The organism is Citrobacter sp. Cpo065 (genome assembly GCF_030332805.1).
Lineage (GTDB): Bacteria > Pseudomonadota > Gammaproteobacteria > Enterobacterales > Enterobacteriaceae > Citrobacter > Citrobacter portucalensis.
On record NZ_JAOWHC010000034.1, the window covers coordinates 708,474 to 721,047 of the forward strand.

The 12,574-nt window shown below is 54.6% G+C and carries 11 protein-coding genes; 9 read left to right on the forward strand and 2 right to left on the reverse strand.

Features of this window, described 5'->3' with window-relative positions; genetic code table 11:
- Positions 1 to 8: 8 nt before the first annotated feature.
- The 8 genes from dhaM (at position 9) to OGY68_RS19500 (ending at position 9,966) form a co-directional block, all read left to right on the forward strand.
- Positions 9 to 1,439 carry a dihydroxyacetone kinase phosphoryl donor subunit DhaM gene (gene dhaM / locus OGY68_RS19465; RefSeq protein WP_008785000.1) on the forward strand — a complete coding sequence of 477 codons (1,431 nt, stop codon included), beginning with the start codon at positions 9 to 11 and terminating at the stop codon, positions 1,437 to 1,439.
- 170 nt (positions 1,440 to 1,609) lie between these two features.
- A complete protein-coding gene (locus OGY68_RS19470) occupies positions 1,610 to 3,322 on the forward strand; it encodes an alpha,alpha-trehalase (RefSeq protein WP_057066774.1) in 1,713 nt (570 codons plus the stop codon).
- Between the two features lie 207 nt (positions 3,323 to 3,529).
- Positions 3,530 to 4,552: an ABC transporter substrate-binding protein gene (locus OGY68_RS19475; RefSeq protein ID WP_057066776.1), complete on the forward strand. Its 1,023-nt coding sequence runs from the start codon at positions 3,530 to 3,532 to the stop codon at positions 4,550 to 4,552.
- A gap of 26 nt (positions 4,553 to 4,578) precedes the next feature.
- Positions 4,579 to 5,538, forward strand: coding sequence for a FecCD family ABC transporter permease (locus OGY68_RS19480; protein WP_394810792.1), 960 nt, complete (start codon positions 4,579 to 4,581; stop codon positions 5,536 to 5,538).
- A complete protein-coding gene (locus tag OGY68_RS19485) occupies positions 5,535 to 6,296 on the forward strand; it encodes an ABC transporter ATP-binding protein (protein WP_057066780.1) in 762 nt (253 codons plus the stop codon). The genes OGY68_RS19480 and OGY68_RS19485 overlap by 4 nt, the downstream gene beginning before the upstream one ends.
- A 9-nt stretch (positions 6,297 to 6,305) precedes the next feature.
- Complete coding sequence (locus OGY68_RS19490) at positions 6,306 to 7,118, forward strand: class I SAM-dependent methyltransferase (protein WP_032943738.1); 813 nt, start codon at positions 6,306 to 6,308, stop codon at positions 7,116 to 7,118.
- Positions 7,115 to 7,972, forward strand: a complete 858-nt coding sequence (modD, locus tag OGY68_RS19495; protein WP_057066782.1) for a ModD protein — start codon at positions 7,115 to 7,117, stop codon at positions 7,970 to 7,972. Before OGY68_RS19490 ends, modD begins: the two co-directional genes overlap by 4 nt.
- Before the next feature lie 23 nt (positions 7,973 to 7,995).
- Complete coding sequence (locus tag OGY68_RS19500; RefSeq protein WP_275382846.1) at positions 7,996 to 9,966, forward strand: TonB-dependent receptor plug domain-containing protein; 1,971 nt, start codon at positions 7,996 to 7,998, stop codon at positions 9,964 to 9,966.
- Positions 9,967 to 10,738: 772 nt separating this feature from the next.
- Here OGY68_RS19500 and OGY68_RS19505 read toward each other — a convergent pair.
- Positions 10,739 to 10,993: a GlsB/YeaQ/YmgE family stress response membrane protein gene (locus tag OGY68_RS19505; RefSeq protein ID WP_003020908.1), complete on the reverse strand. Its 255-nt coding sequence runs from the start codon at positions 10,991 to 10,993 to the stop codon at positions 10,739 to 10,741.
- A 201-nt stretch (positions 10,994 to 11,194) separates the two neighbouring features.
- Here OGY68_RS19505 and ycgR point away from each other — a divergent pair, with 201 nt between their 5' ends.
- The gene (gene ycgR, locus OGY68_RS19510; protein WP_008785008.1) at positions 11,195 to 11,929 is read left to right on the forward strand and encodes a flagellar brake protein YcgR; all 735 of its coding nucleotides are present in this window, start codon (positions 11,195 to 11,197) and stop codon (positions 11,927 to 11,929) included.
- An 11-nt stretch (positions 11,930 to 11,940) separates the two neighbouring features.
- On the opposite strand, the gene emtA is transcribed toward ycgR, so the two are convergent.
- Positions 11,941 to 12,552: a membrane-bound lytic murein transglycosylase EmtA gene (emtA, locus tag OGY68_RS19515; protein WP_016153365.1), complete on the reverse strand. Its 612-nt coding sequence runs from the start codon at positions 12,550 to 12,552 to the stop codon at positions 11,941 to 11,943.
- Positions 12,553 to 12,574 lie beyond the last annotated feature (22 nt).

Genomic DNA, 12,574 nt, shown 5'->3' on the forward strand with positions numbered 1-12,574 from the left:
ATAAAGCGATGGTAAACCTGGTTATTGTTTCTCACAGCGCCCAACTGGGCGAAGGCGTCGGTGCGCTGGCCCGGCAGATGTTAATGGGCGGTGATTGCAAAATCGCCATTGCCGCAGGCATTGATGATCCTGAGAATCCGATTGGCACCGATCCGATCAAGGTGATGGAAGCCATCGAGTCCGTGGCCGATACGGACCACGTGCTGGTGATGATGGATATAGGTAGTGCATTACTGAGTGCGGAAACCGCGCTGGAACTGCTCGACCCTGGCATTGCCGCCAAAGTGCGTTTGTGCGCAGCACCACTGGTTGAAGGCACACTGGCCGCGACGGTTAGCGCCGCCGCGGGTGCTGATATCGATCGGGTCATCCGTGATGCCATGAACGCCCTCGACGCCAAATGTGAGCAACTGGGTTTACCTTCGCCATCCGCAGCGAAACCCGCATCTGCTGCACTGTCTCCCGATGCAGATGCCCGTTCTGTTGCCATTGTGGTGAAAAACCCTAACGGCATCCACGTTCGCCCGGCTTCGCGGCTGGTTTCCGCGTTGTCTGGTTTTAACGCCGACATGTGGCTGGAGAAAAACGGCAAGTGTGTGGTTCCTGATAGCCTGAATCAGATAGCTCTGCTGCAGGTACGCTGTAATGACACGCTGCGCCTGATTGCCAAAGGCGAACAGGCAGAGGATGCGCTGGCCGCATTTAAACAGCTGGCAGCGGAGAATTTTGGTGAATCGCTCGAGTCCGCTAATGCTGATAACAAGGCAACTCAGGCTCCCTCAAAAGTCACGGGGACGGCATTCTGTCACACCCCGTTCTCGCCCGAGGTAAACCCGCAGCCAGCCACATCACTCCAGGCTGAGCAGCAGCGATTACAGACCGCCATCCAAAGTACGCTGAACGATCTGAGCGAACTCACCGCACTTGCTGAAGAACGATATTCCGCAGATATCGCCGCCATCTTCTCCGGTCACCATACGCTGTTGGACGATCCTGAACTGTTTGAAATGGCCTGCGATGTAATGCGCGAAAAGCAGTGCAGCGCCGCCTGGGCCTGGCATCAGGTGCTGAGCGATCTCAGCCAGCAGTATTTACAGCTCGATGATCCTTATCTGCAGGCGCGATACATTGATATTGAAGATTTGCTGTCCCGTTCACTGCAGCATTTGACGGGAGAGAGCGCACAAATTCCCGCGTTCTTGCGCCCCACTATCCTGGTCGCTGATGTCATTTATCCGTCTACGGTCCTGCAACTCGATCCGAAGACCATCAAAGGTATCTGCCTGCGGGACGGCAGCGAAGCCTCGCATCCGGCGATTATCGCTCGTGAAATGGGTCTGTGCTGGATGTGTCAGCAAGGCGCGGCTCTCGATAGCATCAAGATGGGTGATACTCTGACCATTGACTGTGTCACACAGCGGATAACCCGCGCAAACTGATACCGAAGCACACCCTTTCCAACAAAGGGTGTGCTTCTTCTCTATTCGCGTCGGGAAATGTCTGTTTATTCGCAAAATGGGGAGCCGATCACGCGCAACGGTCATTCCTGAACTAAGGTTTTCTCATGGTAAATGCCGCTACTTCGGCACGCCGCTAAGGAGATTAACCGATGATAACGCCAGCAACTCGCCATCCTGGCCTGCTCTCTGTTTCAATAAAACTGACGCTCGCAAGCACCTTTTTTGCCCTTTCCTCTTTTACCGTCAACGCCGAGGACGCACCAGCCGCTACGCCTGCGCCGCCTGATATTCTGCTTGGCCCCCTGTTTAACGATGTACAAACAGCCAAACTGTTTCCTGACCAGAAAACCTTTGCGGACGCGGTGCCAAACAGCGATCCATTAATGATCCTTGCCGATTACCGGATGCAGAAAAACCAGTCCGGATTCGACTTACGCCATTTTGTGCAAGTGAATTTCACCTTGCCGAAAGACGGCGAGAAATACGTGCCCCCGGCCGGGCAATCATTACGCGAACATATCGATGGCCTGTGGCCGGTACTCACCCGTTCGACAACCGACGCTGAAAAATGGGATTCGCTGCTGCCGCTCCCGGAACCGTATGTGGTTCCTGGCGGGCGTTTTCGCGAAATATATTATTGGGACAGCTATTTCACCATGCTGGGGCTTGCCGAGAGCAATCACTGGGATAAGGTCTCGGACATGGTGGCAAACTTCGCTTACGAGATTGATTCCTGGGGACACATTCCTAACGGTAACCGCACCTACTACCTGAGCCGTTCGCAACCGCCGTTCTTTGCCTTTATGGTTGAACTACTGGCGCAGCACGACGGGAATGACGCGCTGAAAAAATACCTCCCGCAGATGCTCAAAGAGTACAGCTACTGGATGGAGGGCGTCGAAACACTCCAGCCCGGTCAGCAAAATAAGCGCGTAGTTAAACTGGATGACGGCACCATTTTGAACCGCTACTGGGATGAGCGCGATTCGCCTCGGCCAGAGTCGTGGGTAGAGGATATTGCCACCGCTAAAAGCAACCCGAACCGCCCGGCCACAGAAATCTACCGCGACCTGCGTTCAGCTGCCGCGTCCGGCTGGGATTTTAGTTCCCGCTGGATGGACAATCCTAATCAGTTGGGCACTCTGCGCACCACCAGCATCGTTCCGGTCGATCTCAATGCGCTGATGTACAAAATGGAAAAAATGATCTCCCTCGCCAGCAAGGCTGCTGGTGATGATGCTAAAGCGGCGCAGTACGATGGCTTCGCTAATGCCCGACAAAAAGGGATTGAGAAGTACCTGTGGAACGACAAAGAAGGCTGGTATGCCGACTACGATCTGAAAAGCCACAAAGTACGCAACCAGCTCACGGCTGCCGCCCTGTTCCCGCTATATGTCAATGCAGCGGCAAAAGATCGCGCCAGTAAAGTCGCCACGGCCACCCAGGCACATCTGCTGCAACCGGGCGGCCTTGCTACCACGTCGGTGAAAAGCGGCCAGCAGTGGGATGCCCCCAATGGCTGGGCCCCGCTCCAGTGGGTAGCAGCATCCGGGTTACAGAATTACGGTCAGGATACTGTCGCCATGGACGTGACCTGGCGATTCCTCACCAATGTTCAACACACCTACGATCGCGAGAAAAAGCTGGTTGAGAAGTATGACGTGAGCACCACTGGAACCGGCGGTGGCGGTGGTGAGTATCCGTTGCAGGATGGTTTCGGCTGGACCAACGGCGTAACGCTGAGAATGCTCGACCTGATTTGCGCCAAAGAAAAGCCCTGTGACAACGTACCCGCGTCGCGACCTACCCCGGCAAGTACTGCGCCAGTCGAGTCTAAAAAACAGACTCAACCGACGCCATAACATCATAGCCTGAGCCGTTTTACTTCCTGAATCCGCGCTTCGTCGCGGATTTTTCTTTCTTATATTTCCCCCTTCCAGCTGTCTCTATGGCCTCTAGCCCTTATGGGGTATCCGGGGTTTTCATCCGTGAGAAATTGATTCTGAACATGTTTTTATTCGCTGTATATGTAAATATATAGCGATTTTGTAACCTTCAGGATAACAATAATGCCACTGACAAGACGGATGTTTGCCCAACTCGTGGCATCTGCACTGCTGCTACGCCATCTTCCCGCGTTTGCTCAAACCTCGCTGACTGTGGCCATTGGAGACTCTCCGAAGCCAGAAACGACCCAACGCGTGGTCAGCGCGGGCGCGCCTGCTGACATGCTGCTGCTGGCCGTCGCACCGGAAAAACTGGTGGGGCTTTCCTCCTTTGATTTCTCTCGCCAGACCGCCATCCCGTTTAACGATAACATTCGGACTTTGCCGAAACTCGGCAGGCTGGCGGGGCGCGCCAGCACGCTCTCGCTTGAAGCACTCCTGGCGCTTAAACCTGACCTGGTTATTGACTGCGGTAATGCCGATGAAACCTGGCTTTCTCAGGCCAGACAAGTGAGCACACAAACACAGATTCCCTGGCTGCTGATTAACGGCGAATTGCGCCATACCCCAGAACAGCTGCGCGCAGTCGGTGAAGTATTGGGCGTCGTCTCGCGAACCGCAATGCAGGCCGCGCTGGCCCGTCGATTTATCGATGATGCAATAGCTTTCTCGCATTCACCCGCGGCGAATCTGCGTTTTTATGCCGCGCGCGGTGCCAGAGGACTGGAGACTGGTTTACAAGGTTCTCTGCATACCGAAGCAGCAGAACTACTGGGGTTGCACAATGTGGCGCACATCCCCGGACGACAGGGGCTCACACAGGTCTCAATGGAAAATCTGCTCAGCTGGCAGCCGGATATTATCCTGGTGCAGGATGCGGTGACAGCGCAGTTCCTACGAGAAGATCCGGTCTGGCAAGGAGTCAAAGCGGTTGCTGACCGGCGCATTCTGTTTCTCAGCGGTCTGCCGTTTGGCTGGCTGGATGCACCTCCTGGCATCAACCGTTTACTGGGGTTACGCCGCCTTCATGCCTGGCTTGATCCTCAGGTTAACGCGAGCTTTAAAGCCGATATGCAGCGCTACAGTGAATTGTTCTGGCACACCACGCTAAGCGACGCACAGTATCAAAGGTTGGTGGCAGTCTGATGAAAACATCAACCCTCGGTTTTCTGATGATTGCTGCGGTGGTGCTTTGCGCGAGCGTCGCTGCGGTATCAGGCGCGTATCGCCTGGATGCACAGCAGGTTCTGAATCTCGTGGCCGGTACAGATGGCGTTCCAATGCAGGACAAAATCGTTTTCTGGCAAATCCGCCTGCCACGCATACTGGCTGCATTGCTGCTCGGCGCGGCGCTGGCGGGCGCAGGAACCACCTATCAGGGCATGTTCCGCAACCCACTGGTCTCGCCGGATATTCTCGGCGTGGCGGCGGGTGCGGGTTTAGGTGCCTGTTTAGCAATCCTGTTAGGTTTACCGATCCTGTTCATTCAGCTGTATGCGTTCATGGGCGGTTTATTCGTGGTCGCCGGTGTCTGGTTGATTACCCGGCGAGTCAAGCGTCACGACCCGGTGTTAACACTTGTGCTGGTCGGGATTGCGCTGGGTACGGTATGCGGTGCGGGAATTTCGCTCATCAAAACGCTGGCCGACCCGTATACCCAACTCCCGTCTATCACCTTCTGGCTGCTTGGCGGTTTATCGACGATCACGCTGCACGATCTGTGGTTCTCGGCACCGCTGATCTTCGCAGGACTGATCCCGCTATTGCTGCTGCGCTGGCGCATGAACCTGCTCACCCTGTCGGATGATGAAGCACGATCGCTTGGGATCAATGTCTCGCGATTACGACTGGGACTGATCGTCTGCGCAACGTTAATCACCGCCTGTACCGTCGCCATCGCGGGCATTATCGGCTGGATTGGGCTGGTTGTACCGCACATCGGCAGACTCCTCAGTGGCAATAACCACCAGCAGTTGCTGCCAGTTTCCATGGGGATCGGCGCCATTTTGCTGCTGCTCACCGATACTCTTGCCCGCACGCTGAGCAGCACAGAAATCCCGCTGGGGATCCTGACGGCATTTATTGGCGCACCGTTCTTTTTGCTGCTTTTGCTACGGGGAAATCGCCCATGACGCTTCTGACCGTCCGCCATGCGTCGTTGGGATACCACAGTCACCAGCTCGTGTTACGCGATGTCTCATTTCAGGTTTCGCCCGGCTCCGTCTGTTGTCTGATTGGGGCCAACGGCAGTGGAAAAACCACCCTGATGCGCACCATTCTCGGCGTTCTTTCGCCGCTTCACGGTGACATTCTGCTTGATGGCGTCGCCATAAATCATCTCAGCGATCGGCAACGCGCCGCCGCTATCGCCTGGGTTCCTCAGGCACATGACGGCGCGTTTGCCTTCACTGCGCTGGACATGGTGATGATGGGGCTGGCCCCGCAACTGGCGGCATTTGCGGTTCCCGGCGCTAAAGAGCGTGAAAATGCGCACCAGCAGATGACGATGCTGGGAATCTCTCACCTGGCGCCCCGACGCTGGAACACGCTGAGCGGCGGAGAGCGGCAACTGGTGTTAATTGCCCGCGCGCTGGCGCAGCGTCCGCGTCTTTTGTTGCTGGATGAACCCGCTTCCAGCCTGGATTTTGGGCATCAAATCCGTCTGCTCGACACGCTAGTGACGCTGAAAAACTCGGGTATGGCCCTGCTGATGTCGACCCATCATCCGTTGCACGCCCGGGCAATCGCCGACAGCGTGGTACGCGTTGAACCGAACGGTGCAGTGTCGCAGGGGCTTCCTGAACAGCAGCTCGCCACCGATCGTCTGGCAGCGCTGTATCGCGTTACACCGTCACAAATCGCCCATCACCTCTTTGGCTCACACAACTAAGGAATAAGAATGCTCATTGACGACATTGATTTTGCCGATCTTTACCGTAAACAGTTACAGCTGGCGAACAGAACCGAGAAAAAACCGGAGCACTGGGATAAGCGTGCGGAAAAAATGGCAGAGAATTGCGCCTCATTAACCGACAGCTATCTGCTACAGCTGTTGGGAAAAATCGACCTGAAAGGGGCGGAGTCGCTGTTTGATATGGGCTGCGGTCCCGGTACGGTTTCGCTGGCGTTGGCTAAAAAGATGCCAATAATTTACGGCGTAGATTACAGCCAGGGCATGCTTAGCGTAGCTGCCCGCCGCGCTGCGCAAATGAACGCCCGTCACGTGCAGTGGGTGCAGCGGGCCTGGGAGGAACACTGGGATGATTTACCCCAGTGCGATATCGCCGTCGCTTCGCGCTCTACGCTGGTTGCCGATATGCGCCAGGCGATGACCAAACTGAATAATCAGGCCCGACTGCGGGTTTACACCACTCATCTCGTCAGTTCATCTTTCGTTTCCCCCACCATTCAGCGTGCACTGGGCCGCGAAGTGATTGAGCTTCCCAACTATATCTATGCGCTTAATGTCCTGTATCAGATGGGGATCCACGCGCATGTTGATTTTATCCGCGGACCCAACTGCCAGCAGGACAACAGCACCTGGACGCGTTTTCTGGAAAACGTGCGCTGGAGTATGGGTGAACTGAGCGCCGACGAGGTCGAACGTCTGGAAACCTGGTATCAACAGCAGGATCCACGCACGATTGCCCCCGCCAGCCGTGACTGGGCGCTTATCTGGTGGGACAGCGTGCCGCGGGAGGCGCTGCGATGATCTACTTTTCGCAGGCGCAAACCGACGCGCTGCTGCTGGAAGATATTCAGGGCGGCGACCTGACTACCCGCGCGTTGGGTATTGGCGCACAGCCGGGCGTTATGGAATTTTACCATCGCCAGGGCGGGTGCGTTAGCGGCACCGCCGTTGCCAGGCAAATGCTCGCCTCATTAGGGCTGACCATCAGCGACATGGTTGCCGATGGTGAACAGGTAAGTGCAGGACAGCGATTGATTTGCGCACATGGGAATGCGGCGGCGCTGCACCAGGGCTGGAAAGCGGTACAAAATGTCCTGGAATGGAGCTGCGGGGTTTCGGGCTATCTTGAGTGCATGTTGAGCCAACTGCGCCAACGCTATCCTGATGGGCAGATTGCCTGTACCCGAAAAGCCATTCCCGGCACGCGTTTGTTGGCGACTCAAGCAATACTCGCCGCGGGAGGCATTATCCATCGCGGAGGATGCGCCGAAACGGTACTGCTGTTTGCTAATCACCGCCATTTTCTTACCAATCCAAACGACTGGTCAGGTGCGATTGCGCGCTTACGCAGCCATGCGCCAGAAAAAAAGATTGTGGTTGAGGCAGATACGCCAGATGAGGCATTAGCCGCGCTACGCGCCGCGCCCGATGTCCTGCAACTCGACAAATTTACCCCTGAGCAAGCAACAGAAATTGTTCGCCAGGCCCCTTCTCTGGCCCCCCATTGCACGCTGGCGCTGACTGGCGGCATTACCCTCGCCTCGCTGGCGAGTTATCTCGACTGTGGCATCAGACTTTTCATCACTTCCGCGCCTTACTACGCTCCGCCCGCGGATATCAAAGTTAGCCTGAGCCCGGACGCACGTGGCATATAACATTAATAAATGGACTAAAAATAATGAATTTCAACAAAAGTTGTCTTTACACAGCCCTGTCGTTTGCTTTCGCGCACAGTGCTTTTGCTGGGCAGGAAAGCGAAACCATGACCGTCTGGTCAAGTCCGGCCTCCGCCGCAACCACTACGGTTCTCGGCCAGGAAACGATGCAGCAACTGGATAAGCAAAACGTGGCGCAGGCACTGAGCGTTGTCCCCGGCGTCGTGCTGCAAAAGTCAGGCAACCGCAATGAACAGCAGGTGAAAGTCCGCGGTTTTGACAGCCGTCAGGTTCCCGTCTATTTTGACGGCGTGCCGGTATACATCCCCTATGATGGCAACCTCGATTTAGGCCGTTTTCTGACCTCCGATATCGCTTCGGTTGAAGTCTCCAAAGGCTACTCGTCGCTGTTACAAGGGCCGAACCAGATGGGCGGCGCCATCAATATCACCACCCAAAAGACTACCAAACCGATTGAAGGCAGCATTGGCTATCGCCAGGGCTGGAGTCGTAGCAAAGACAATGCCCACGATATGCACGCTTCATTTGGCGCCAGCAATGATCTCGGCTACATCCAGCTCAGCGGCAGTCAGTTGAAGCAGGATTTCCTTGGCTTACCGCACGGTGTGGACAACCCTATTGCGGGCAGCAACGGCAAGATGATTAACTCCTCCGCCGATGACAAACGCGGTATCGTGAAGCTGGGCTTTACCCCACGTGGTAATGACGAATATGTGCTGACCTATATTAATCAGGACGGTGAAAAAGATAACCCGCCGTACGCTGGAGCCAGCAGTCAGAAATCACGCTACTGGCAATGGCCACAGTACGATAAAGAAAGCTATTACTATCAGGGCACCACCCATCTGGGTGATCGTTTCACCCTGAAAAGCCGTCTGTATCGCGACACCTTTGAAAATACGCTGATGATGTACAACTCACTTGCCGATCTGAAAAACAAGAAAGGCAACTACAGTCATTATTCAGACTACAGCGATGGCGCTGGCCTGCAGCTCGCTGCGGAAATGCGAGAAAACGACCTGCTCTCTTTCGCCGTGAACTGGAAAGATGATGTTCACCGCGAGAAAGGCGCTCCGAATGCAGCTTACGACCGTTACGAAGACCGCACCTGGTCCGTTGCCAGCGAATACCAGTGGGCAGCGGCGGATAACGTCGATGTAGTAGCTGGAATAAGCTATGACTGGCGCGACAGTCTGGAAGGCATGAAGCACGAAAAAAATGGTAGCGTCACCCACTATGATGACAACAATCAGTCGGCCTTCAACTGGCAGATGATGACCAAATATCACTTTGAAAATTCAGACACATTAGCGCTGTCCTACTCTGACAGAACACGTTTCCCGACTTTGAAAGAGCGCTACACCACCTCGAAACCGGCCTATAACCAGGTGACGCTGGTCAATCCGCAGCTTAAACCGGAACGCGCCCGCAGCGTGGATCTGACCTGGAATGGTTCACTTGGCAAAGACTGGGGATTCGAAGCCAGCGTCTATTACAACCGCATCAGCGATGCCATTCTTTCACACAATATTGATGCCGATACCATCCAGAATCAGAACAGCGGCCGGGTGGATTACACCGGTCTGGATGCAGGCGTTAAAGGTAAAGTCTTTGATATGCTGGATGTTGGGCTGAGCTATGGCCTGATTCATGCGGACGTCAAACGCAGCGACATCGGCAAAATAACCGATTTGCCGACGCAAACCCTCACCGCATGGATGACGCTGAAACCGTGGGATCCGCTGAGCATTACGCTGTCTGAAGAGGCCCGCTCATCGAGCTATAGCAATAGCGACGGCTCGCAGAAAGCCGCAGGTTTCGCCATTACCCATTTACGCGCAGACTACGCCATCGGTCACGGGTTCAGCGTCAACGCTTCGGTCAATAACCTGTTCGATACACAATACGTGTACAGCGAAGGATTTATCGAAGAAGGCCGTAATTACTGGGCGGGGATTGAGTATCAGTTCTGATTTAACGATGCAAAGAAACGGCCCCACTCGGAGTAATGCTCTTCAGTTAACGCCTTAGTTTCAGAAAGTATCGCCGGTGTGGGTAGAAGTTTTGAATATGCACTCTCAGAAAAAGGGTTCCGTTCACCTCCTGTTCATCGTTTCTCTGAAACGCCGATACCCGTGAACGTTTAAAGGGCGTTCTCCGTCACGCCCTTTACAATCCCGACTCCCGGCGGGAAAATTATTGCTACGCAATACCCTCCGCTTATTCCTCCAGGCTACCGGGCCGGGCGCGAGGTAGCGTCCTTGCAAAGCGCGCCCTGAGCCAGCATCCATGCTGGCTCTCCCGGCCTTACGGAAACACGTCGGCAATTTTCAGCCGGACCAGTCCACACCTGACCATCTGTGTTTTTTGTTTAAACAGCAAAAAAGATTTAACTGGAAGTCAGTTCACTGAAGCGATACCCCCGGTCCGGCTGAAAATCGATGAGGCGTTGACGGCTGACCGGGGCTGTCCGCAGGGATGCGGACAGAGGGGACGGCCTGCATGGACGCAGGCTCGGCCCCGACCCGACAGGCAGGCGGCATAAGACGAATGAATCGCGTAGCGACGATTTTCCCGCCGGGAGCCTGGGTTGCAAGGGAGGCGGCGGCAAGCCTCCCTTGCACGTTCACGGGTATCGGCGCTTCAGAGAAATGACACCGTTGAGGTGAACGGAACCCTGAACAAGAATCACATGTTCACCTTACATGCTTAACTGAACGGCATTACCGCACAGGGGCCGTTCGATTAATCTCGTCGTACAAGCCGGAAGACACCCAGCACAACAATCGCGCCGACCACGGCCACCAGGAAGCTATGGAGATTAAATCCGCTGACATCGCCGCCAATACCAAACATCGTTGCCAGCCATCCACCGACCACAGCACCGACGACACCCAGAATACAGGTCAGGATAAATCCCCCGCCATCGCGCCCCGGCATAATCAGTTTGGCGATAACCCCCGCAATCAGACCAAAAATAATCCAGGCAATAATTCCCATTTTCAGGCCCTCTTTCCAGTGAACGCACGCGCAAGACATTCCTGCGCCAGCACTTAAAGTATAGGCAAGCCATCGCGACATGCTTTTATCACTCAGACTTAATTCATTGGGTTTGGTAAAAAATTTCATCCATTTGTATTAAGTTCCGTAGATTAATGCCGATAACCCAACGACAAACCAGGCATCCAGGAGTCATTAGGTGTGAGTAACTACAATGAGCAGTTCCTGAAGCAAAATCCGTTAGCGGTGTTAGGTGTACTTCGGGACTTGAAGTCGCAGCAGGTTCCACTGCGTATCTCCTGGTCAGGCGGCCAGTTCATCAGCAAAATTCTGACCGTCAGTCCCGATGAACTGATCATGGATTTTGGCAGCCAGGAATATGAAAACCAGGCCGTACAGCGGGCCAGCCAGATCTCAATTATCGCCGAAACGCAGGGAGCCAAAGTAGAATTCACCCTGCCACAGCTGAAAAAAGGTGAGTATCAGCAACTGCCGGCCTTTATTTCATCCTTGCCGCCTTCTCTGTGGTTTGTGCAGCGTCGGGAATATTTCCGCATCGGCGCTCCGCTGCATCCTCCCTATCGCTGCACGGCAAAAATGCCAGACAACAGCATTCTGCATTTTCGCTTATTCGATCTGTCTCTCGGTGGCATGGGCGGGCTGTTAGAAGTGGCAAAACCAGAGGGGTTGGCAGAAGGTATGCGCTTCTCGCAGGTTGAACTAAATATGGAGCAATGGGGGGTGTATCACGTTGACGCCCAGCTTATTTCCATTAGTGAGCGCAAGGTTATCGATGGGAAAAACGAAACGATTACCACTCCCCGCTTGAGCTTTCGTTTTCTCAACGTCGGCCCGGCGGTGGAGCGGAACTTACAGCGGATTATTTTTTCCCTTGAACGCGAGGCCCGGGAAAAATCGAATAAGGTGCGCGAGTAAACTCACACGAACTACATCACATCCAGCGCTTGTTGAAGCTTCCAGATATAGCGCGGGGCCTGCGGCGCCGGATGATTGTCCGCAACATGTTCAATAAATTCATCCGGGCTGAGGTCGTTGATTTTATTGATCGCTTTTTTCCTGTCGGATGAGAACGTGCGTAACAGTGCGCCCGCACCGTTGGCGTACGATACTACCAGCGCGTACTGCATCACCTGCGGATCTTCAATCCCGGCCAGCGGCCCGGTTTCGAGAATACTCAGGTATGCGGCCCCCATCGAGATATTGCGCTCAGGGTTTTTCAACTCACTGGTCGACGGCTCTCCGCTCCAGCCCATGCGGCGATAAACATCGCGTCCTGAAGTTGAGGCTTTCAACTGCATCAGACCAATCGCATTGGACTTACTGACCGCATTCGGATTTCCGCCTGATTCAATGGCGATAATAGCGGTAATCAATTGTGGACTGACACCCCAGGCCGCACCGGCTTTTTCACTGATCGGCATCCATTGCATTGCGCGTTTAACCGGAACCTCAGCATTCCACGGCGGGTTTTTGTAATCCTGTTTTGAACTACAGCCCGCAAGTAATACAACCAAAAAAGCAAACCATCTCAATTTCACGTCATCTATCCTTATAGCCGGA